At 66.9% G+C, this 22517-nt stretch carries 20 protein-coding genes and 1 pseudogene; 14 read left to right on the forward strand and 7 right to left on the reverse strand.

Going from position 1 to position 22517, the window contains the following annotated elements; all coding sequences use genetic code 11:
- Positions 1-448 (forward strand): annotated as a pseudogene (locus BDK92_RS04410) (IS110 family transposase); the annotation flags it as partial.
- Positions 449-895: 447 nt separating this feature from the next.
- On the opposite strand, the gene BDK92_RS04415 reads toward BDK92_RS04410, so the two are convergent.
- Complete coding sequence (locus BDK92_RS04415) at positions 896-1387, reverse strand: MarR family winged helix-turn-helix transcriptional regulator (RefSeq protein WP_121154827.1); 492 nt, start codon at positions 1385-1387, stop codon at positions 896-898.
- 73 nt (positions 1388-1460) lie between these two features.
- Here BDK92_RS04415 and BDK92_RS04420 point away from each other — a divergent pair, with 73 nt between their 5' ends.
- The 3 genes from BDK92_RS04420 to BDK92_RS04430 are packed head-to-tail and all read left to right on the forward strand — an operon-like array spanning position 1461 to position 3550.
- Positions 1461-2099 carry an NAD(P)-dependent oxidoreductase gene (locus BDK92_RS04420; RefSeq protein ID WP_121161609.1) on the forward strand — a complete coding sequence of 213 codons (639 nt, stop codon included), beginning with the start codon at positions 1461-1463 and terminating at the stop codon, positions 2097-2099.
- Between the two features lie 37 nt (positions 2100-2136).
- Positions 2137-2814: a hypothetical protein gene (locus BDK92_RS04425; protein WP_121154830.1), complete on the forward strand. Its 678-nt coding sequence runs from the start codon at positions 2137-2139 to the stop codon at positions 2812-2814.
- 22 nt (positions 2815-2836) lie between these two features.
- Positions 2837-3550: a hypothetical protein gene (locus BDK92_RS04430; RefSeq protein ID WP_121154832.1), complete on the forward strand. Its 714-nt coding sequence runs from the start codon at positions 2837-2839 to the stop codon at positions 3548-3550.
- A gap of 173 nt (positions 3551-3723) precedes the next feature.
- On the opposite strand, the gene BDK92_RS04435 is transcribed toward BDK92_RS04430, so the two are convergent.
- Together BDK92_RS04435 and BDK92_RS04440 are read right to left on the reverse strand one after the other, a co-directional pair.
- Positions 3724-4032, reverse strand: coding sequence for a hypothetical protein (locus BDK92_RS04435; RefSeq protein ID WP_121154835.1), 309 nt, complete (start codon positions 4030-4032; stop codon positions 3724-3726).
- Between the two features lie 428 nt (positions 4033-4460).
- Positions 4461-5429, reverse strand: a complete 969-nt coding sequence (locus BDK92_RS04440; RefSeq protein ID WP_121161611.1) for a TrmB family transcriptional regulator — start codon at positions 5427-5429, stop codon at positions 4461-4463.
- A 265-nt stretch (positions 5430-5694) separates the two neighbouring features.
- Between BDK92_RS04440 and BDK92_RS38790 the strand changes: the two genes are divergently transcribed.
- The 3 genes from BDK92_RS38790 (at position 5695) to BDK92_RS04445 (ending at position 7689) form a co-directional block, all read left to right on the forward strand.
- Positions 5695-5865 carry a hypothetical protein gene (locus BDK92_RS38790; protein WP_170208488.1) on the forward strand — a complete coding sequence of 57 codons (171 nt, stop codon included), beginning with the start codon at positions 5695-5697 and terminating at the stop codon, positions 5863-5865.
- Positions 5866-5906: 41 nt separating this feature from the next.
- Entirely contained in the window at positions 5907-6125 is a 219-nt protein-coding gene (locus BDK92_RS38795; protein WP_170208489.1) for a hypothetical protein, read from the forward strand.
- An 82-nt stretch (positions 6126-6207) separates the two neighbouring features.
- A complete protein-coding gene (locus BDK92_RS04445) occupies positions 6208-7689 on the forward strand; it encodes a peptidoglycan DD-metalloendopeptidase family protein (RefSeq protein WP_121154837.1) in 1482 nt (493 codons plus the stop codon).
- A 451-nt stretch (positions 7690-8140) separates the two neighbouring features.
- On the opposite strand, the gene BDK92_RS04450 is transcribed toward BDK92_RS04445, so the two are convergent.
- The gene (locus tag BDK92_RS04450) at positions 8141-8590 is read right to left on the reverse strand and encodes a transposase (RefSeq protein ID WP_170208490.1); all 450 of its coding nucleotides are present in this window, start codon (positions 8588-8590) and stop codon (positions 8141-8143) included.
- 118 nt (positions 8591-8708) lie between these two features.
- Between BDK92_RS04450 and BDK92_RS40110 the strand changes: the two genes are divergently transcribed.
- From BDK92_RS40110 to BDK92_RS04485, 7 genes are all read left to right on the forward strand, one after another.
- Positions 8709-9605: an integrase catalytic region gene (locus BDK92_RS40110; protein ID WP_246016804.1), complete on the forward strand. Its 897-nt coding sequence runs from the start codon at positions 8709-8711 to the stop codon at positions 9603-9605.
- A 59-nt stretch (positions 9606-9664) separates the two neighbouring features.
- Positions 9665-9967 (forward strand): transposase, encoded by a 303-nt coding sequence (locus BDK92_RS04460; protein ID WP_170208491.1) that lies wholly within the window; start codon positions 9665-9667, stop codon positions 9965-9967.
- Positions 9964-10863: an IS3 family transposase gene (locus BDK92_RS04465; RefSeq protein ID WP_121154844.1), complete on the forward strand. Its 900-nt coding sequence runs from the start codon at positions 9964-9966 to the stop codon at positions 10861-10863. Before BDK92_RS04460 ends, BDK92_RS04465 begins: the two co-directional genes overlap by 4 nt.
- Positions 10864-10904: 41 nt before the next feature.
- Positions 10905-11258 (forward strand): integrase core domain-containing protein, encoded by a 354-nt coding sequence (locus BDK92_RS04470; protein ID WP_211349076.1) that lies wholly within the window; start codon positions 10905-10907, stop codon positions 11256-11258.
- Positions 11259-11316: 58 nt separating this feature from the next.
- Positions 11317-11436: a sigma-70 family RNA polymerase sigma factor gene (locus BDK92_RS38800; RefSeq protein ID WP_170208492.1), complete on the forward strand. Its 120-nt coding sequence runs from the start codon at positions 11317-11319 to the stop codon at positions 11434-11436.
- A gap of 73 nt (positions 11437-11509) precedes the next feature.
- Positions 11510-12229 carry a hypothetical protein gene (locus BDK92_RS04480; RefSeq protein ID WP_147456906.1) on the forward strand — a complete coding sequence of 240 codons (720 nt, stop codon included), beginning with the start codon at positions 11510-11512 and terminating at the stop codon, positions 12227-12229.
- Positions 12230-12436: 207 nt separating this feature from the next.
- Positions 12437-14299: a dolichyl-phosphate-mannose--protein mannosyltransferase gene (locus BDK92_RS04485; RefSeq protein ID WP_121161613.1), complete on the forward strand. Its 1863-nt coding sequence runs from the start codon at positions 12437-12439 to the stop codon at positions 14297-14299.
- Positions 14300-14362: 63 nt separating this feature from the next.
- On the opposite strand, the gene BDK92_RS38805 is transcribed toward BDK92_RS04485, so the two are convergent.
- From BDK92_RS38805 to BDK92_RS04500, 3 genes are all read right to left on the reverse strand, one after another.
- Positions 14363-14536 (reverse strand): hypothetical protein, encoded by a 174-nt coding sequence (locus BDK92_RS38805; protein ID WP_170208493.1) that lies wholly within the window; start codon positions 14534-14536, stop codon positions 14363-14365.
- Between the two features lie 1092 nt (positions 14537-15628).
- A complete protein-coding gene (locus tag BDK92_RS38320; protein ID WP_147456907.1) occupies positions 15629-16039 on the reverse strand; it encodes a hypothetical protein in 411 nt (136 codons plus the stop codon).
- Positions 16040-16133: 94 nt separating this feature from the next.
- Positions 16134-22487: an RHS repeat-associated core domain-containing protein gene (locus BDK92_RS04500; RefSeq protein ID WP_147456908.1), complete on the reverse strand. Its 6354-nt coding sequence runs from the start codon at positions 22485-22487 to the stop codon at positions 16134-16136.
- Positions 22488-22517 lie beyond the last annotated feature (30 nt).

The raw sequence follows: 22517 nt of genomic DNA on the forward strand, positions 1-22517 counted from the left end.
GTCGGGCTCGCCCCGGACGGGAAGCGGTTGCACGACGCGCCGCTGCCGAACACGGAGGCCCGGTCGCGGCAGTTGTTCGAGAAACTCGCCCGTCACGGCACGGTGTTGGTCGTGGTCGACCAGCCCGCGTCGATCGGCGCTCTCCCGGTCGCGGTCGCGCGGGCGCGTGGTCACCAGGTCGCCTACCTGCCCGGTCTGGCGATGCGCCGGATCGCCGACCTGCATCCCGGTAGCGCAAAGACCGACGCCCGCGACGCTTACGTGATCGCTGACGCGGCCCGGACCCTGCCGCACACGCTCCGGCGGGTCGACCGGCGACGAGACCCTCGCCGAACTGGAGGTCCTCGTCGGCTATGACGACGGCCTCGCTGGTTAGGCCACCCGGGTGTCGAACCGGATCCGTGGCCTTGTGAGTGCCGAAAAGCTCATCCGTCCTGGCCGCAGCCATCTAAATCATCGAGGTGGAAGGCTCCGCTGAAGACGTGGAACCTCTCAGCTGGATCGCGACGGTTGTCTACGTCGAGTACTACGCGACGATGGGGTGTGCTGTTTCGACTGGCCTACCTCGGCGTGACCAACACCCTTGTCGGCGTACGGATGAACGTGCGCAGGTAGGTACGGACGAACGGGACCAGCCTCATGCCCAAAATCCGAGAGGTAGATGGCGGTGCCCGGTCTGCTGAGACCTCCTACCGCGCCGCTTCCGCTCCTCGCCGCTGCGCGGCTGCGGTACGGGTCGGCTTGGTCCCGAAGCACTACCCGCAGCGCTCGCGCAGCGCATTCAGCCTCTACCTGCTCGACGATCCGCTTGGGTCGTCTGCAGATCCCGCAACGACGGGCTGAGGTGCTCGTCGATCGATGACCGCTTCGGCCTGATCAAGTCCGGACGGCGAAATCAGGCGGCTGGCTGGTGCAGGCCCGGGTGGACGCCGGCCGGGCTCCCCGTGTGCTCGGCGAGCCGTTGCAGGACAGTGATAAGCCGGGCGCGTTCGTTGGCGTCGAGCGGGGTGAGGATCTCGTCCTCGTGCTGATCGGCGACCCGGCGAGCGCGAGGCAGCAGCTTGCGCGAGGCTTCGGTCAGGTGGATGGCGTGGGCACGACGGTCGCTGGGATGCCGCCGACGTTCGACCAGATCGCGCTGTTCGAGGTCGTCGAGCAAGCCAACCATGACCTTGCGGTGGATGCCCAGCGCGTCGGCGAGCTGTTGCTGGGTGTTGCCTTCACTTCGCTCCAAGTGCATGAGCAGCCCGAAGTGGTTCGGCGCGATGCCCAGCGGCGCCAGCCGCACGGCGAACGTCTGCGCGACGTGGAACCCGAGCTGTGACAGCAGGAAGTTGGCCCGACCGGCCAACGGCCGGTCCGTGCCTGGTGCGGAGTCGTCGAACACTCCAACATTGTACGTCCTCGGTATTGTCCGCTACGGTAACAGTTACTGGTAATCCACAACTTGGGAGATGCTGATGAAGGTGACCGTCTTCGGTGCGACCGGCGGCATCGGCAGCCACGTCGTGCGCCAGGCACTCGACCGCGGGTTAACCGTGACCGCGGTCGTCCGCGACCCGGTCCGCCTCGACGTGCGTCATCCGGCGCTGAAGGTCACGACGGTGTCGACGCTCGACGACGCCGATGCGTTGCGGCCCGTGGTGCGCGGCAGCGACGCGGTCCTGTCCGGTGTGGGCCCACGCGGACGCCACGACGGGCCGGTCGCCTCCACCGCCACGCGCGCGATCCTGAGAGCGATGCACGCCGAAGGTGTCCGCCGACTCGTCGCGGTCAGCGCCGCCCCTATCGGCCCGACACCCGACGGGGACAGTTTCCTCAACCGCCGAATTGTTCTGCCGGTCATCAGGGCCCTGCTCAGAGATCTATACGCGGACCTGCATGCCATGGAGCACACGATGGCGAACAGCCCGGCGCAATGGACGCTGGTGCGGCCGCCGAAGCTCGTGAACAAAACGATGACCGGCCGGTACCGCACCGCCATCGGCGGCAACGTCGTCCGCGGCTACACGATCTCGCGGGCCGACGTGGCCCACGCCATGCTCGCCGCCGCAGGCGACCCCGCGACGATCCACCGGGCGATCGGCATCGCGTACTGACCGACCGCCGTCTACCGTCTATCCCGAAGGATGCACGATGCCCTATCCGCCGCCCCAGTTTGTCGAACCGGAACCGTACGGATTCATCTACCTGGGCTTTCAGGCCGAGCCCGCACAACGGTCACCCGTCTATACCCGCACCCCGCGCCGGCAACGGGCGACGGCGCAACTGGTGCAGGCCGTCCCCGCCCTCGTGCGCCGCGAGGACGTCTTGTCCGTCCGCGCCTTCCGGGCGGTGTTCATCCCGCCGCTGCCGGGCGCACCGCGATACGACCTCGCCATGCTGATCCGCACGATGCGCGTGGACCAACTGCAAACGGTGCGTACGTGTGCCGAGGTCTCGGCCCTCGGCGGCGAGCAAATTCTCGCCGGCGTCAACGTGGCCCGGATCGGCGACACCGAGGCCCGAGCCGACGACGCCTTCCTGTTCAACCACTTCACCGCCGCGCCAGGCACCGATGCCGAAGCCGTCTGGCGCTCCGTCACCGGCTGGTACACCACCAAGACCGGAGTCGACAACTCCACCGCCCTGCGGCCCATCGGACCCTCGTCATTCGCGCTCGTCAACTACGCGCGTCTGCCCGCCGGGCCGATCCGCTTCCTGTCCGGACAACTCACGCGGCCGAGCTTCCATCGCTTCGTACGCGCCACACTCGACGCCCATGGAATGCACGCCCTGCCCGCCGTCCACCGGCTCGTCCACGCGTCGGCGTAATGCTCGATCGAAGGAGACAGCCGTGAGCTTCACTCGCCTTGCCGGCATCGCCGGCATGGGTTTCGTCGTCATCCTCATCGTGGCGAATCTGCTGCTGACCATGGCGGGCTTTCCCACCCCGTCCGAAGCCGCGTCCCTCGACGAAATCACCACGGTCTTCGCTGCCGAATCCGGGGCACTGCGCCTGGCCTCGGCACTCCTGCCGATGGCCTGGTTGCTGGCCACGGTCTTCGCCGTCGGGGTGTGTGTCTGCCTCCGAAGCGACGAGCGGACCCGGACGAACCCGTGGTCCCTTGTCGGTCTCGCCGGAGTGCTCATGCAGTCGGTGGTATTCACCAGCGTCGAGGCCACCCGCCTCGCACTGATCTCCGCTGCCCAGGACGACGGTGGCAGCGTCGCGGGCCTCTGGGGCCTCTACACCGCCCTATTCGGCTTCAACCAGGTCTTCCTGGCCACCGCACTCCTCGGGTTGTCCATGTTCGGCATCCGCACCGGCGCCATAGCCCGATGGCACGCCGGCACCGGCCTCCTCGCCGCCACGCTTCTCTTCGCCACCGCGACGACCAGCCCGTACGGCGTCGGCGGCGTCAACCCACTCGCCCTACTCGGCCTCACCGGTTGGCTCCTCTGGCTGGTATGGATCGTGGCGTACAGCGTCGTCCTGATCCGACGTGCACCCAAGCTGTCCGCACCGACCAGCGAACCCGACACGTCGGTCGCACCCGCCAGCACGTAGCAACACCAAGATCGAGCATCCGCAGATCTCGTGCCGCTGGGTCTGGTACGGCTTGCCGCGCAGGATCTGGTGGGTGATGGTGTGCGCCTCGATGGCGACGTTCGCCGGAGGCTCCCGCAGCCGTTGGAAGTAGTCGGGGTTGTCGCGGATCGCGTCGACGGTGAGGAAGAGCGTCACACCGGCACCCCCGACTCGACCAGCAGTTCCCGCGCCTCCGGCCGCTTGATCCAGCCGTCGTCGATGGTGATGAACGCCATCGGCTGGTCGGTCGGGACGCGGGAGTACCAGGGCGCGGATCCGGCGGCCGGCAGGGTCACCGGCTTCGGCGGCGGAGCCGCCGGCAACTTCGGCAGCCGGGCGGCGTAGCGGCCGACCGGGGTCGGGGTGTCGGTGGCGGTCGGCGAGGGTGTGGGAGCGTGCGTCGCGCGGGCGGCGGCCTGGTTGCCGCGCGGCGCGGGTATCGCGGCGATGAGCGCGGGCAATCCCGTCAGCCCTCACACGACCACTCCCCCGCGTTCTGCGCCAGCACCGGATCGTCACCCCGGCCACCCTGCTGGCCTGGCACCGACGCCTCATACGACGGCACTGGACCCACCCGAGACATGCCGGTCGACCGCCGATCAACGGTGAGTTCCGCCCCAGGGCACTACCAGCCACCCCTTGCACCCAATGAAGATCTGCGCTCGCCCCTCAGCCAACCATGCACGAGGTCGTTAGCCCGCCGTCGGGCACCAGGTCGAAACGGACCTGAGCACCCTTTCCGGAGCCGCGTCGAACTATGGGGTGGGACGCCGGTCGGGATTGATGGTGATCGACACCCGGCATGGATGTCCATTTATGCGGGCAGCGGCGCCGACCGAACGCTGGTGGAAACCTCCTCTCCGGCAGCCGGCACGGCCAGCTGTCGGGCTCAGGTCAGCCAACCCTTCCTGCTCGCCTCCACACCAGCCTGGAACCGGCTGACCACAGCCAGCCGTTCGGTGAGGGCGGTCATCATCCGCTGCACACTGCGGGTGGACACGGCCAGTTTGCGTGCCGCCGAGTCGTCGGTGTGCCCGGCGGCAAGCAGCTTGAGCAGCTGCCGCTCCTGCGTCGTCAGGCCGTGGTCGTCACGTGCCGGCGCCTCACCGAACGGCCGACCCGACTCCCAGACCTGTTCGAACAGCGCGACAAGACTGGCGACCACACCCGGGCTGTGGATCTCGATCGCGCCGGCGCGGGAATCACTCGGATCGATCGGTACCAGTGCCGTCCGGCGGTCTACGATCACCAGCCGCATCGGCAGGGTTGGCACTGTCCGGCAGTGGCCACCCAGCTGGGCCATCCAGCAGGCATGCTCCAACGTGCCCGGGTCGTTGCGGAAGCTCTCCTGGTAGACATCGCGGATCGAAACGCCGCGTTCCAGGGCGAGCTGGTTCAGCGGCTTCTCCGCCTCGATGGTGTCGGGGGTCTGCGCACCGCCGCTGCTGAAGGAGATGCACTCTCGTTCGGCTTCGCGAGCCAGCTCGGCAAGCCGGTCGCGCACGGCGTCGACCCCCTCCAAGCGGATGACGACGTCCGCTGAGCCGTGGTCCTGGAATTCACCGGCGATGCTGATGATCGCCGCGCGGGTGGCCTCGATCTCTTGTTGCCGGGCTGCGATCGCGGCCTCCGCCCGCGCCAGCAGCGACATCAGGCCGGCTTGCGGACGAACGGCGCGCAGGCCTTCATCGGAGGCACGGACCAGCGCCAGGTCGATGAGCCGGTCGAGAGCCTGACGCACCATGCTCTCGGGCACGCTCAGGTGCACCGCCAACTCCGCCACGCCCAGCCTCGGGTGGTAGAGCATGGCGCGATACACGGTTTCGTCCGTGTCTGACAAACCCAGATTGGCCAACACGTCACTACCTCCCCGTTTCACTGACCGCAATTCTGCAACATCGGACGCTCGGCGCGCTGCCCCACGAAATGTTCAGGACGTCGGGCGCCTGGCGCCATTCCGCCAGGCGGAGTCGCGCCAGGTCGAAGGGGCTGACTTCGAGCTCAGACATCGAGAAGCTTGCTTCGTCGGGCTGGAGATACCGCCACGAAAACCAAATGAACCGCAACCTGCCCAAAGTGATCGGGGGAACCTAATGTTCATCTCTACGAAAGGTCGGCGTGCGGTGGCCGTCCGCCGCGCGTTCATCTCCGCGGTCTTTGCGCTCGCGCTGGTCGGCATCGCACTGGTCGACACCCTGGGCGGAGCGGGGTCCGTGACGGCGGACGGCTTCGGCTGGGGCGTGGGCACCGCCGGTGAACTGCCCGGCTTTGGCTGGGGTGGCGCGGTCCGATAGTGCATCTGTCCACAGCTCGAATCGCCCCGCTCAGGGGACGGGTGGACCTGGACCCGAATCTGGTGCTCCGTCTGCTTTGGCGCAATCGTTTGAACATCCACCGGGTCGAGCACATTCGAGTCAGGGCCGGCCCGGAATGTCTCCTCATCGCGATTTTCACTGTCAGCGCCGATCAATCGGAGGCTGACGAGGTAGCTCGTCGGCTCATCAATTCCACCATTACCCGTACGCCCGAACTGCGCCTCTGGCGCCTTCTCTGATAGGAGATCCGTGAACCACGCGAGAATCCGTCACATGGTGACGGCAACCCTGCTTCGAAGTCGAGCCGTCATTACGACCGCGATGGCTGCGCTGGCGCTGCTGACCTCTGCCGCTCTGGTCACCATTGATGCGGACGAGGCCAAGGCTGCCGGCCCTCGTCCGCTGTTCCAACTGCCGTTCCCCTGTAACGAGTCGTGGCGGCTGCAGACCTACGTGGGGCACGACGACTACGACATCGACATGTTTCCCACCAGCGGCTCGACGTCGGGCCGACCGATCGTCGCCTCGTACAGCGGGACGGTGGCGTCGTCCGGTTACGACAGCGGCGGAGGGAATTACGTACGGATCGACCACGGCAACGGTTGGCAGACTCGCTACCTGCACATGCTGGAGCCGGCGATCGTGTCGACCGGGCAGAGCGTGACGATTGGCCAGCAGCTCGGCAAGGTCGGCAGCACCGGCAGCTCATCCGCCCCGCATCTGCACTACGAGCAGTTGCGCGACGGCGCCAAGATCGAGTCGTGGTTCAACGGAGTACCGTCCGGTATCACCACCGACGGTTCACCCGCCGGCGAACCGCTGTCGCCCGCGGTGACCGTTGTCAGCAGGAACTGCGGCGGCGCCGTAAGCCGAACGTTGGGTGACTACGACCGGGACGGGTACAGCGATCTGGCGTTGTACCGGCAGAACAGCCAGACCGGTTCGACCTGGTGGGTTCAGAGTGGCCGTACGAACACCAACCTGATCGCCGACCACAAGTACGGCGGTAGCGCCGACATCCCCGCACCAGGCGACTACAACGGCGACGGGGTGACCGATCTGGCACTGTTCCGTCCGGACTGCACCAACGGATCCACCTGGTGGATCCAGAACGGCGCCACCGGCAACCAAATCCTCGCCGGGCTCAAGTTCGGCGGCTGCGCCGACATCCCCGCACCAGGCGACTACAACGCCGACGGCGCCACCGACCTCGCCCTCTTCCGCCAGGACTGCACCAACGGATCCGCCTGGAACATCTACAGCACCCACACCAACACCCACCTACGCTCCGGGCTCAAGTTCGGCGGCTGCGCCGACATCCCCGCACCAGGCGACTACAACGCCGACGGCGCCACCGACCTCGCCCTCTTCCGCCAGGACTGCACCAACGGATCCGCCTGGAACATCTACAGCACCCACACCAACACCCACCTACGCTCCGGGCTCAAGTTCGGCGGCTGCGCCGACATCCCCGCACCAGGCGACTACAACGCCGACGGCGCCACCGACCTCGCCCTCTTCCGCCAGGACTGCACCAACGGATCCGCCTGGAACATCTACAGCACCCACACCAACACCCACCTACGCTCCGGGCTCAAATACGGTGGCTGCGCCGACATCCCCGCACCAGGCGACTACAACGCCGACGGCGCCACCGACCTCGCCCTCTTCCGCCAGGACTGCACCAACGGATCCGCCTGGAACATCTACAGCACCCACACCAACACCCACCTGCACTCCGGCACCCGATACGGCGGCTGCGCCGACATCCCCGCCGCCAGCAACCCCGCCACCACCGCCTGACCCACCACCACCGGATTGACGCTGGCTATCTGGCCCGCGTCAATCCGGTGGACAGGCGCGATCCGGGCATGCGCAGAGATTGCCCGACGGGTAACGGACATCTGTCCTCGAAGCCGTGACCAGACGATCATCTGAATTCGTTAAGCAGGGGCCAGCCCGAACGGCTTTCCGTCGACCGGCGCTGCATCACGAGGATGTGGTGCAGTGCTGCCAGCTCCACGGCCGACCACGGCTGTCCCGACCGGGGCTGTCTCGCTAACGGCTCTGGTTCACTTTCGGTGGTGACATTCCGTAACGGTATCGTCCACGTCCGCGCGAGCCTCTGACGCTGGCACTTTAGTGCTGATCGGTCTCCGTCTGGCTGTCACAACCATGATCCGCTACACCTTTTACTCTGACTGCACCAATTTGGACAGCGGTGCTGCTCAGGCAGATGCGCTGCTACTCCCAGCTACCACCGAAAGTGAGCCAGAGCCGAAATCGACACACTCCCAGCGCGTACGGATCGCAAATCGTGGCGGTTTCCGGTCTCGTGTGGCGTTCGGACCTGCCGACAGCGGGCCCCCGCCCGGACGTGCATCGCGTCCACACTCGCCCGCGACCAGTCGATCTGACCGGCCGCGCCGAGCACGTCCAGCATCGCCTCGTGCAGCGCCCGCATCACGCCGTGCTCGACCCACTCGGCGAACCGGCGATGCGCCGTCGCGCGAGAGATCGGGAACGACTCCGGGAGCGCGTCCCAGGCGCAGCCGGTCTGCAACACGTACGTGATCGCCGCGAGGGCGACCCGGTCATCGATCCGGTTCCGTCCGCCACCTTGATGCCGTTTCGGGTGCTCGGGCAACAACGGCTGCGCGAGATGCCACAACGACTCCGCGCAGTACTTCTCCACGTCACCCACACCCGTACAACGAACGATGTTGCACCACAACACGCCCAAACGAGATGCGGTCTTAGCCTGGACCTTCCCGTGGTCGACCCGGCACCGACCCCGGACCGGTACGTGGTGCGGACGCGCGGTGGGCGAGCCCATGACGAGACCGACGCGGCTGGTGCTCTCCGGCTCGTGCTGGCCGGACTGCCAGGCTGAGTGGCTGTGGGGTTCCGAAACCCTGTCACCGGCGCTGACCTGGTCGGACGTGTTGCCTTGCGGCGGCACCGGCGACGATCGTTACCTTGTGTCGCCACGTTTGCTCTACCTCGTGTTCTGCCGGATCACCGGCTGGCTCGCCCTCCTCACCCGGACCACCGCAGCCAAAAATGTGGAAATCTTGGTGCTCCGTCACGAGAACGCGATCCTGCGACGGCGGAACCCCGCCCCACGCCTGGACTGGGCCGACCGTGCCGTCCTCGCCGCCCTGATCAAGCTCCTACCCCGAGCATTGAAGCTGCACCGGCTCGTCACCCCAGCCACAGTCCTACGCTGGCATCGACGCTTGGTCGCCCGCCACTGGACCTACCCGAACCGAACCGGGCGCCCACCGATCGACCCGACCGTTGCCGACCTGGTTCAGCGGATGGCCCGTGACAATCCCGGCTGGGGATACCAACGCATCCAAGGCGAACTACTCGGCCTCGGCCACCGCGTCGGAACCTCCACGATCCGCCGGATCCTCAAACGTCTGCGCATACCGCCAACGCCGGTACGCCGCGACCACACCACCTGGCGCCAATTCCTCCACGCCCAGGCGTCGACGATCCTCGCCTGCGACTTCTTCCACGTAGACTGCGCGCTCACTCTCCAACGCCTGTACGTGTTCTTCGTCCTGGAAGTCGGCAGCCGGTACGTGCACATCCTCGGCGTCACCGCTCACCCCGACGGACCCTGGACCACGCAGCAAGCCCGCAATCTACTCTTGGAACTCGGCGACCGCGCCAGCGACTTCAAGTTGCTGATTGGGCCTGACCCGGTTTGACGGACATCCCAGCTCAGGGGGCTGTGGGCCCTCTCGGGAGGATGTTCATCATGGAAGGCATGGGGAAGAAGCCGCGCCGGCCGCGTAGGGCGTTCACGCCGGAGTTCAAGGCGGAGATCGTTGAGGTGTGTCGGCGGGGTGACCGCACGGTTGGTCAGGTCGCGAAGGACTTCGACCTGACCGAGACCGCGGTCCGAGACTGGGTCAAACAGGCTGATATCGACTCCGGCGTCCGGTCGGACGGGCTCACCAGCGTGGAGCGGGAAGAACTTGCCCGGCTGCGGCAGGAGAACCGCCGGCTGCGTGAGGACGTTGACATTTTGAAACGGGCCACGGCTTTCTTCGCGAAGGAGACCCGGTGAACGTGTACCCGTTCATCGAGGCGGAGCAAGCGCGGCAGGACGGGAACGTGAGACGTGCCTGTGAACTGCTGAAGGTCTCCCGGTCCGCCTACTACCAACACCGCACCACCGTCCCGTCGACCCGTGAGCGGGTCGACGCCGACCTGACCGTACGGATCGGCCGGATCCACGAGGCGTCGGCTGGCACCTACGGTTCCCCGAGGGTGCACGCCGAGCTTTACGCCCAGGGCCGGCGGCACTCCCGTAAACGGATCGCCCGGCTGATGCGCACCGCCGGTATGTGCGGCAGGACACCGAAACGGTGGCGTACCACCACGGTGCCCGACCCGACCGTGACACCACTACCGGACCTGATCGGACGGGACTTCACCACCAACCCGGACCAGGTCGACGCCCGCTGGTGCGGCGACATCACGTACATCAACACGTGGGAGGGCTGGTTGTACCTGGCCACGGTCATCGATCTGGCCTCTCGCCGGGTCGTCGGCTGGGCCACCGCCGATCACCTGCGCACCGACCTGCCCGCCCAGGCGTTGTCCAACGCGGTCGTGTCCCGGCGTCCGACCGGGCCGGTGATCTTTCACAGCGATAGAGGTTGTCAATACACGAGTGCCCAGTACACGCGCCTCGCCCAGCGGCACAACGTCCGTCTCTCGGTCGGGCGTAAGGGCCAGTGCTGGGACAACGCTGTCGCTGAATCGTTCTTCGCCACCATCAAGACCGAACTACTCGACCGGCGGGCCTGGCCAACCAGAGCCGCCGCCCGCACGGCGATATTCACCTGGATTGAAGGGTGGTACAACACCCGACGCCGGCACTCCACCCTCGGCTACCTCAGCCCCGCCGCCTACGAGGCCACCGCCTACACGAGCAGGTCATTCAGCAAGGTAGCGTGAGATCAACTTATCGACCCTGTCCGTCGAATCGGGTCAAGCCCATGATCCGGGACAGGGCAGGGCAGTTCACCTCCGCCTTCGACGCCGTCCTGGCCGACGCCGGCATCACCGCGTGCAAGATCCCACCGCGGAGCCCGCGAGCCAACGCCTACGCGGAACGGTTCGTCGGCACCGTCCGCCGCGAAGTCACTAACCGCATGCTCATCCTCGGCGAACAGCACCTACGTCGAACACTCGATCGATACACCCACCACTACAACCGGCGACGACCGCATCGGGCACTGCAGCTGCAGCCTCCACGCTCCGACCGTCCCGTCGTCGACCTTGCCCACGAGCGGATCAAACGCCGGCCCGTCCTCGGCGGGCTCATCAACGAGTACGAACGAGCCGCATAAAAGCCCAGCTCAACCACAGTGTCAGGCTTTTGGAACCCCACAGGTTGCGGCGGAAGGTTTGAGCGCGAGCGAGGTCGCCCAGGTGCTCGGCTGCACCGCCACCACGGTGCGGGTACGCCTGCACCGGGCCCGCGCCCGGTTCGCCCGCGAACTGGCCGCCGAGGGCCTGGAGGTGTAACGCCGTCGCGCGGCCGGACATGAACAGGTATCGAACGCGACGGACGCCGCGGCCGCTAGGGAGATGACATTCGATGACCCGCAAACGTGATCGCCTAGACGAATACGTTCGGCAGGTGACCCAGCTCGACGATGACAGGGCCGCGACGCTCGCCGATTCCACCGCCAGACAGGCCCTGTTCAACAAGATCACTCGTATGCACACCTACGGCCAGCCGGAATCTCCCCGCCCGTCTGCCCGCCGCCCCATCCGGTTGGTGGCCGTCGCGGCGGGCATTGTCGTCGTAGCCATGGCGGTGCTCGCCTCGACCGGCGTGCTCGGCTGGCGCAACCAGCCACCGCCGACGGCGTCCAACCCCACCCAGACAAGCGAGCAGACGCAAGCTCCCGAACGGCAGGGCGACGCCTTCGGAGCTGAGGTTGAGGCGTCCTGCGTCGAGCAGTACAGCCCGCAGACGGTGGCAGCTCGCCCGTTCGCTTTCGACGGCACCGTGCTCAGCATCGCCGAGCGGTCATCCGCACGCGTCGAGAGCGACCCCTACGTGTCGGTGACCTTCACTGTCACCCGCTGGTTCCGCGGCGGTCACGGCGACCGGGTCACCGTCGCGATGTTCCCGCCCGACGTGCACACCTCTGTGGGCAATGCCAGCTACACGATCGGCTCTCGACTCCTCGTCTCGGGCGCGGACCGCTGGGGCAACGCTCAGCTGAGTAATCCGATCGCGTGGGCATGTGGCTTCACCCGCTGGTACAACCAGGCCGATGCGCAGGTCTGGCGAGAGGCATTTCGCTGACGGACGTGGAGGTGTCGGCATCACCGAGCCGATCCATGAGGTGCCATTGCGTTAAGGGATCGACGGACGCGGTAACCCGCGTCGGGTCCGAGGTCAGATCGCCAGGACGAGGTCGGCGAACGCCGCAGACACGCACGTTGCCGGCGGGCGTCGATGGCGAGTTCGTAGTGTCCGCGGCGGAGGTTCTGCGTGAACGCGTGTCCGGCGATGATCGATCGAGGACTTCCCGCAGCCTACGATCGGGGGGTGCCCCTGGCGTCGACAGCGCAGACCGCAAGCCGCGACAGCGACCGCGATCACTCGGGCGGTCCGGCGACCGACCCACCCGACGGTCCCACGGCGAGTTCCACCGTGACCGATCCGGGGCTGCCCGGCGGCCGCGGCCTGCCCGCTATCCTGCGGCGCCGGCTGGTCCCGCTCGACACCCGACTGGATCCGTACTCGTGGCCCGCCACGCTCGCCGTGGTGGCCATCGCCGCCGTGCTGCGGCTGGTCGGACTGAGTCACCCCAAGGGCAAGATCTTCGACGAGCTCTACTACGCCAAGGACGCCTGGGGCCTGGTCAGCAAGGGCGTCGAGTGGAACTACAAGGACAACGTCGCGTCGTTCGTGGTCCACCCGCCACTGGGCAAGTGGATGATCGGGATCGGCGAGTGGGCGTTCGGCTACTACGACGTCGACGGCAACGTCGTGGCCGCCGGGCACATCGTCACCACCTCGCCCGAGTTCGGCTGGCGCTTCTCCGCGGCCATCATCGGCACGCTATCGGTCCTGCTCATGGTGCGGATCGCCCGCCGACTGTTCGGGTCGACCGTGCTCGGCTGCGCCGCCGGCCTGCTGCTCGCCCTCGACGGGTTCCACCTGGTGCTCTCCCGCACCGCCCTGCTCGACATCTTCCTGCTCTTCTTCGTCTTCGCCGCGTTCGCCGCGCTGGTCGTCGACCGGGACCACCGGCGCCGGCGCTGGCTGAACGCGATCGAGGCGGGACTCGACCCGAGCCGCCTCGGGCGCGCCGGTCGGCTGCCGTTCCGGTTGCCCGACAGCGTGCCGTGGTGGCGGCTACTCGCCGCCGTGCTGCTCGGCTGCGCGCTCGGAGTCAAGTGGAGCGCGCTCTACTTCGTACCGGCATTCGCCCTGCTGGTGATCTTCTGGGAGGTCGGTGCCCGTCACTCGGCCGGCGTACGCCGGCCCTGGCGGGACGCCCTGATCGGCGAGATCGGCTGGCTGGCCCTGGCCGGTGTACTGATGGTGCTCACCTACCTCGCCACCTGGTCGGGCTGGTTCCTGACCGACCACGGCTACTACCGGCACTGGCTGGCCGACTCCGGGAAGACCGAATTGCCGGTCATCGGGGCGTTGCAGAACCTGTGGGAATACCACTCCCAGGCGTACAAATTCCACACCTCGCTAGTCGCGAAGCACCAATACCAGTCGTGGCCGTGGCAGTGGCTGCTACTCGGCCGCCCGGTCGCGTTCTACTGGTCCTCGGATGGCAGTTGCGGCGCACCGAGCTGCGCCGCCGAGATCCTGCTGCTCGGCACCCCGATCCTCTGGTGGTCCTTCCTGCCCGCGCTGGCCGCACTCGGCTGGCTCGGCATCGCCCGCCGCGACTGGCGGGCCGGGGCGATCCTGCTCTCCGTCGCCGCCGGACTGCTCCCCTGGTTCTGGTTCGCCTTCGACGGGCGGACGATGTTCTCCTTCTACGCGGCCCCAGCCCTGCCGTTCCTCATCCTCTCGGTGACCTACGTGCTCGGCGCGATCATCGGCCCGCCCCGGGCGCCCTCGCCGGCACGGTCCGTCGTGCGATCCCCGGCACCACCGGTTGACGGCACCACCACCGGACTGTCCGCCGACGAACGCTCCGACGAGACACTGCCCGCCGAGCTGTCGAGCCGGCCCCCGTCCGACGACGCCGGGGTGGACCGGCACACGGTCGGCGTCATCATTGCCGGGGCATACGTCCTGCTGGTGGCGCTCTGCTTCGCGTACTTCTACCCGACCTTCGTCGGCGAACTCCTCCCCTACGCCAAATGGTCCGCCCGCATGTGGCTGGGCAGCCGCTGGATCTGACTAACCACCTCCCCGTCGATCTAGTGCCTCGTCATGCAGCCCTGAACGGGTAATCGGGGCCGATCAGGTACACGTGACATGGATCGTGGCCGAGTCGGAGGAGGGTGACGCGGGGAGCGTGTCGCTGCTGCTGGCCGTGTAGCGACCGGTGATGCTGTACTTACCGGGTGCGGTACGCGGCAGCTTGACCACCTGGTACAGCAGCGCCGTGGCCGCCATGGTGGTGGGCAGTACCATCGCATTCTCGGTTCCGAAGTCGGTACCGCTACCGCCGGCGGTGACCGTAAAGGTCCAGTGGACTCTGGCGCTTCTGATGAGGGTGCTCGGCCCCAAATAGAGGGTGCCGTTGAACATAACCGTGGTCTCGCTGTCGCAGTGCCCTGTGTAGTCATTGCTGCCAGGAAGGGTGCCGACCTGGAGCGTCGGCAGCGCGGCACCGGTTGGTCTGCTGGGCGTGGGCTTGGCCGGTTGCTTGATCGGGGTCGTGCCCGGTCGCTTGATCGGGGTCGTGCCCGGTCGCTTGATCGGGGTGGTGCCCGGTTGCTTGGTCGGGGTTGTCGTAGCGGGGCTCCTAGCCGGGGGTGCGGCCGAGGGCGTGGTGACCGAGCCGGGGTTTTCCGCTCGCGTGCCGGCCAAGGGAGTCGTCGCACTCGGTCCGGCCGACGGCCCGGAGACCGGCGCCGTGGCGGGTACGATCGGCGACGAGTTCGGCACCTGCGGTGCGTACACCAAGAGGCCGGTCGACGCCGGCGAGGCCGACGGGGCGGTAACGACCCCAGCACCGATCACCCACGCCGCTGCCAGGCAGGCGGCGGCGATGACACCGCTGATGACTCGTTCGGCGCGACTTGTGAGGGCAGGCACTTGCACAGACCGGATCCGGACGGGATTCCGTATCACCGTAGCGGCGACCGCGACCACGCCGCCCAGCACGAGGAGCAGGGTCAGCAGCAAACGCAGGTCCGATGCAGGCATACGAGTAGATCTTGGTGGCGCAGCCCGGTAACGAGGGCCGGGGCCACGTTGCTCTATCCGTCGCGAGTACCCCTTGATCCTGTACCGCTCGGAAAGTCGGTCACAGCTACGCGACCTGGGAGTATTCGTAGATCAGCCCGTTGAGAACCTCTTTGAACTGGATCGAGGCCGAGTTCGCCGCCGCGCGCTACTTCGCGCTCAACGGCACCGACCACCGCACCCACGCCGAGCAGGACGCCGCCCTCGGCGACTACATCCGCTGGCGCAACCAGCGAGCACGCCCGAAATCCGGATTCGCCACCAAATCCAAGATCCGCCACCCCGATTATCCGTCCAAGGCTGCACGACGAGGCACTAGGAGTGGGACCCGGCAATCTGAAAGAGAGCCATCATCAGTACGCCGGCGACCACCGCTATCCAGAAGTCCCGTTGCTTCGGAGCCGCGCGACCAGGGCCGCCTCCTCCCTTGGCCAGCTGTCTGTCAATAGCGCGAAAGCGAGCCTTGAGGACAACGATGTTCCAGAGCGACACACCGAATATCACCAGAAGAATCGTAAGTACCACCGGCAGCAGGACTCCGCCGCCACCAGGCAGCTCCGGCAATATGAACCCAGACAGAAGCAGAAGCACCAAACACGAGAACGATATGGCCACCCACGTCATCACGACCAAGCCCTGTACGCCCCCGAGTTCACCGACGCTTACCTCCTCTCGGTTCGCTACCTTCTCGACACTTGCTGTGATGTCACCTTCGCTGCGCCGCATAATACGGTTGTACGCGCGACTCAACGCAACAGCTACCCAGTACTGGATGAGCGGCAATCTAAACCCTCCGACCCGAGATCGCACCAATGGTACATCAGCCAAAGACCTGCACCAGCCAAGGGTCCGACTGAGCATTCATAACGAAACCCGCAGTCTTGGCGCCAGCATTCGCCCATCCCCATTTCGTCGCACTGCTCATAGCGCGATCGCTAGCTACGCTTAGCGCCCTTCTCGACTGCCGAAGCTCAAACAGTGAGGATTTCGCCGCACCACCTGCCGCACCACCCTTCCGCGAAATGGTTTTCGCCGCCGCAAGTGCCCGTTGTGCGCCATCCGCAGTTGCCTTGGCAGCAGCAGCCGTGGCAAATTTATGTCCAGCGATTCCCTTGAACTTGTAGATCCCACCAAGAGACACCCCGGCGAGACCCAACACCGCGGAGCCAGCATCCGCGAGTTTCTCATTAGTACTCGCCCCTTCTTCCACATCCTCCATGAACTTGTAGGCGGCATAACCAGTGGAAAGAGCATCAGCGATGTCTGCCGCCAAGATAATTCCTTCCACCGCAGCAGCCATACCAAAGGTGAGCACATCGACGCCCGGTATGAATGAGGTAGCGAGTGCCACTGTTGTGAGGACTGGGGCCACAGCGCTCACGACATCCATCGTCTTCTCGAACCAGTTTTTCTTCGGCTTATCAGACTCGCGCGGTTTGGCCGGCTCTTCGCCGGGTTTCCGCACGTGTAGCACTGGGCGACCCCAGTGGTTGAGGCCGACCTTGTTGTTGCTCCATCCGCCGAATGTTTGCGCGGCGTGTGAGCCCGGTGCCGCGGGGACGGCGTTGTCGCAGGAGTCGTAGACACTCCCGCTGCCGCATTCGGGGCGCAGCCCGCTGGCGTCACTCAGGGTGGTCGGGCTGTTGTTGCTGTACGAGTAGCCGTTCATCTGCTGCGGGTCGGTGACGTCGAGAACCTGGTCCACGGAGATGAAGCGTCCGAGGCTGGCGTCGTACTCGCGTGCTCCGAGGTGGGTAAGGCCGGTCTTGTCGTTGGTGCCGCCGACGAAGCCCTTGTCCATGGCGCTGGGCCAGGTGCCGGTGGTGGTGCCCCGGATCTCACCGAACGGGGTGGTGCGGCGGCGGGCTACCGCCATATTCGTGTTGCTGATGGTGGCCTCGGCCGTACCGTGGTGGTCGCCGACCAGCCAGGAGAGGCCGGCGGCGGTGCGCATGGCGATGGTCGTGCCGGCGTGGCTGTAGTAGCGCGTGCCGGTGGCCGTTCCGCTCGTAGGCTTGCGGATCTCGCTGCCGTCGGGCAGGTAGAGGGTGGCACCGCCCGGGTCACGGCTGATGAGCCGGTCGCCGTCGGCGTCATAGAGGTAGCTGCTGGTGCCGGTCGAGTCGGCGACGGTGGCGAGGTGGTCCTCGTTGTCCCAGGTCAGGGTCTGGCCGTTGGTGCCGCCGGGCCGGGTCTTCGTGTTGCCGCTGGCGTCGTAGGTGTAGTTGTCGGTCCGGCTGCCGGCTCCGGTCGTGACGACCTGGGTGACCGCGTGCGGCTTCGACCCGGCCGCCCCGCCCTGTGCCGGGTAGGTGTAGGTACGGGTGGTGTTGGTAGCCGCGTGCCGGGTGTCGGTCAGGCGGTTTCCGACGGCGTCGTAGGTGTAGGACTGCCAGTAGGGTGCTGGTCCACCGAGGCCAGCAACACTGCGAGTCTGCGGGTTGCAGTCACCGTTGCCCGGCGTCCACGCCTCACCGAGCCGGCGCAGGTAGTCGTAGCCGAAGCACTGGACGTCCGCAGTCTGACCGCTATTCGGGGTGTCGGCGATCTTCGTGATGTTGCCGGCGTCGTCGTAGCTGTAGGTGTTATTGAAGATCTCGGGCTTGAGTTCGGGTAGGGCGCTGGTGTTCGTCACCCGGCCCGTCGGTTCGTCGATCGTGGAGGTGACCCAGGTTCGGAAGCCCTCATCTCCGAGCACGCGCTGGGTGAGCTGTCCGAGCTTGTTGTAGGTAACGTCGTAGGTGTAGGTCTGCTGGGCAGAGATGACGTCGTCGGGCGCGCCGACGTCGGTGTACGTGTAGGTGAGCTTTTCGCTCGGTAGATCCGCCTGGGCCGGGAGGGTGGCCGAGGCGACCTGCCCGTCCGGGCGGTAGGTGGTGGCGTACGTGTAGGTGCAGGGCGTGGTGCCGCCGGCGGCGCAGAGTCCGCTCTCAGCGGCGGGAAGCGTCAGTTTGCTGCCGGTGGGGCGGCTGGCGGTGTCGTAGCCGACGGTCTCGTTGACGTAGGCGTTGGTCGACCCGGCCGGTTCGTAGCGGACCGACTTGGTCAGGTGCCCGATTCCGTTGGTCAGGGTGTCGTAAACCCACTCTGCCCGCTTGTTCCCGGTCACTGAGCCGTCCCGCGTCGATGTCTTTCGGCCCAGCTTGTCGTAGGTGTAGGCGATGGTCACGTTGCGGGCGTCGGTGGTGGTGAGCAGCTGCCCGGCGAGGTCGTAGGTGGAGGTGCTGACGCCCTTGTCGGGGTCCTCGTCTTTGATTTTGCGGCCGAGTTGGTCGTAGCTGTAGCGCCAGGTGTTGCCGGCTGGATCGGTGACTGCGGCCAGTTCGTTCCGGTCGGTGTAGGTGTAGGCGGTGCGGTCGAAGGTGGCCGGGTTGTCGCTGCCGACGTTGGTCGGGTCCTTGTACTGGCGCAGCTCGGTGGCCCGCCCCATGGCGTCGAGGATCGTCGTGGTGGCGGTGCCACCCTTCGGGGGGACGACGCTGGTCCGGTCTCCGCCGTAGGAGGTGGTGGTTCGCCACTTTTCGGTGGAGCCGGTCATGAGGATCGCGTTGGTGAGCCTCCCAGCGCCGTCGTATACGTTCCGGGTGACCGCTGGGATCGCTGGCGTGCCCGCGCCGGCTACCAGGGTGGTGTTCGGTGCGGTGTTGCTGGTGTCGTAGTAGGGGTTCGATGTCCAGTCGACCAGCCCGCGGGAGTCGTACACGGTGTCGGTCAGCAGTCGTCCGCCGCCGTGGGCCTGGGTCTGGGTCTGTCGTTGCCGCAGTAGCCCGTCGTAGAGCGTGATTTCGGTCTGGTAGGCCGCCGAGGTGCTGGGCAGCAGCGTCTTGGTAGTCACCGCGCTCGGGGCATTGTTCCGCACCAGGTAGCTGAATTGGCTGTTGGGTGTGGTCGCGTTCGTGGCCTTGGGACGGCCGGGCAGCCACACCGCGAGCATGCGTCCGAGTCCGTCATAAGTCAGGTCGGTACGGGCGTTGTTGGGGTCGACCGTGGTCGCCGGCACGTTCCACGCGGTCACATATGTCGTGGTGGCCGTTTGGCCGAGTGGGTTCGTGACGGTGACACTGTTGACCGGGCCCCCGCTCGCCGGGGTGTAGGCGGTCGCGATCCGCTGGTCAAGCGCGTCGTAGGTCTCGGTGGTCCGGCCGTTCGCGTCGTACGTCGAGTGGGCGGTGGTCACCCAATTCGGGGTGGTGCCGGACCAGGAGCCAATCTGTTCGACCTTGGCGGCGTCGCCCTTGACCGGCAGGTAGGTGTCCCAGTTGTTGCCCTGCGCGTCGTAGGTGATCCGGTTGGAGGTGAGCATGTCGCCGGGCAGGGTCGGCGTGGCCGCACAGCCGACCCCTACCGTCTCGGTCCGCTTGATCCGGTTGAGCATCCAGTTGGCGGTGTTCCGCGCGTACCAGGTTCGGATGCACTGGTCGTCGGCCGTGGTTGCCTCGTCACCGAGGTCGTCGACCTGAACGGGCAGGTTGTCGGCGTTGAAGCTCGTGACGTTCTTGGTCCACCGCATGCTGCCGTTCGGGAGCGCGGTGCGCTCCCGGGTGGTCCCGGTGTTGGTCATCCATGCCTTCAACGGGCCGGACGTCGCGGTAGGGCCCTGGATGGAGGGGTCGTGGATCGATCCGGAGAGGATCGTTCCGCCAGTCGCGGCCGACCAGACGATTTCCTCTCGGAGAAAGCCGGAGAGTGCTTCGTGGTCTTCGACCTTGGTGCCCTGCGAGTCGGTGAACCACACATCCCGTACGCCGCTCGGCTGCTTGTCTCCGTCCATCCCCCGGAGGAAGAAGTACTCGGTGGTGGTCTGCGGTCCGGATTCCAGTCCTTGGCGCACCCGTACGTCCTGGTAACCACGGAAGTCGCCCCAGGTGCGCTTCTTCTCCGCCACGAGCTCGGAGTCGTCGTAATGCCAGGCCGGTGTACCGATGTAGTCGTAGTTGGTTTGCTCGTGGCTGAACCCACCGGTGTTGTCGTACACGTCGATCCGGTTCACCACGTACTTGTGGAACCAGTCCAGGGTCGGTTCCTCGCCCTGGGGGGCGTAGTACTGCGGGAAGCACCGTTTGCCGTTGGCTGACGGCGACGGCAGGGTGCTGCGGGTGCATTCGGTCGGCGAGTAGGTGACCGCGATCTGCGCTCCGGACTCGGTGGTGATCGTGTTGATCCGGAAGCGGAACAGGTTGGAGCGGCCGTCGGCTGGCCCGTCGACCCGGTTTGCCGGTGCCTCGGCGCCCGGGTCGAATACCACCTCTGGGTCGGAGGCCTCGGCACCGCCCGCGCTGGTCACCTTTCCGGTGTGGGTGATCCCGGCGAGCCACATCGGCTTGCCCTCGTTGCTGCCCGTTTGCAGGTAGGTGTGGCGCAGGGTCCACCATTCGACTTCGTTGTAGGTGGAGCCGGAGCCCGAGTACACCTGGGCGCGGATCCGGGACAGCCGCTTCTGTGTCCAGAACGTCGGCGATGTCTGGTCGGTGCAGGGTGCCGCCTTGCAGTACTGGTCCCACGGGGTGTCCGGCCACGACACCGTGACGGGGTCGGTCCCGGAGAAGCAGTTGGTGTCGCACCGGTCGGCCACGTCGAAGAGGACCTGGGCGGTGGCGTGGGTGGTCGCGGGGGCGTCGATGCGGTTGCCGTACTCGACCCGGGACAGCCAACCACCCCGGTCGTACGCGGTCCGTTTCGTCGGGTCGCCTTCGCGGCCGTACGCGCCTGCCTCCTTCTCGTAGAAGTAGGTCATCGTGTTGCCGTGCGGGTCGACCACCTGGTCGAGGTTCCACCGCCAGCCCTGTGTCTGACGGGAAGCGGCGAAGTCTCCGGCTACGTAGCCGGGCTCACCCGGGTGGTTGCCGTACACCGGCTCGGTCCAGACCGAGTTGGTCGGCGTGCTCGCGGAGGCACCGCCCGGGGCGAGGTTACGGCCGAAGAAGTACTGGGTGCCGTCGACCGTGGTGACCTTCCAGTACTCCCCGTCCGTGTCGCCGTTGCCCAGCGTGGTGTCCTTCAGCAACTCGATCCGGGACCCGTCGTCGGAGACGCCCTTCCAGGTGTTCCCGGCCGACTTGACCAGTTCGGTGGAGCGGCCGTTCAGCGAGATCGTGGCGTTGCCCTCGGGCTTGGCCCAGCACTGGTCTCCGCCGCTGACGCTTTTGTTGTTCGGGTCGACACCGTTCACCGCGTCCTTGTCGTCCGCGCAGCCCTTGTACTGCCGCTCGATGTATCCCGGCCACAGGTCCCAGCCGTCGCCGATCCACGACCCCTGAGTGTTGGTACCGCCGGTGCGACCGTCGACGCTGCTCGACGAGTACGACAGTCCGAGAGATGGTTCCGGTCCGCCGATCGCCGGCACTGCCCGCAGCGGGTACGACCACGCGAAGGCACCCGTCTGTTGCGACACCTGCCAACTGCTCGCTGGACTCAGACTCGTCGCGCTGTAGTCCCCGTTGTCACCGGACGCTCCTGCGGTGACCGCCAGCGAAGTTGTCGTCCCGTCTGCGGCGAGTGGCACGCTGGCCGACACGGTGCTGGTCGCCGGGTCGTTGGTGCTCGCCAGCGGCTTGCCTCCCGGTACGGTCACCACATGCAGCCGGGAGGACCAGTCTCCGCCGTAGGCGCCGGCAAAGCCCGAGTAGTCCACGTGCAGGTCCACGACGCCGGATCCACGTACGCCATCTGATCGACGAACCTTGAGTAGCAGGCCTGACACACCGGCCGCTGTCGCGGCGTTCCGGTCGGCTACCTCCACGCTGACGCGGTTCACCACCGTCGCTGGGGCGCCGGTCGACCGCAGCATGTCCTGCCCTACCGGAGTTGGCGTCCTCGCCACCCACACCGGTAATCCGTCGGCCCGAATCCCCGACCGTTCGGAGGCGGATGCGGTGCGGGCGCCCGTGGTGTTGCTGGCGGCGGTTGGGGAGGTGGCAGCGGTCAGGTCCACGCTGGCGGTACCAGCGGGCCAGTTCACGGCGGGGGTCTCCTGCACCTCGTGGTCCGAGGCGGTCCACGCGGGGCGGACCGGGTGCTTGACCGGTTGCACCGCGACACCCGTCACATTCTCCGGCGTCGGTGGCTGCCACAGCGCGACCGCGGCGGCGGCTGGTGCCGCACCGACGAGGGTCGCCGCGAGTACAGCGGAGGACGCCAGAGCCACGCCCTGTCCCAGCCGGCCAAGTCTCGTCATGGCCGTTCCCCGGAACGACCCTGACCTGCC

The sequence above is a fragment of the Micromonospora pisi genome (assembly GCF_003633685.1).
GTDB lineage: Bacteria > Actinomycetota > Actinomycetes > Mycobacteriales > Micromonosporaceae > Micromonospora_G > Micromonospora_G pisi.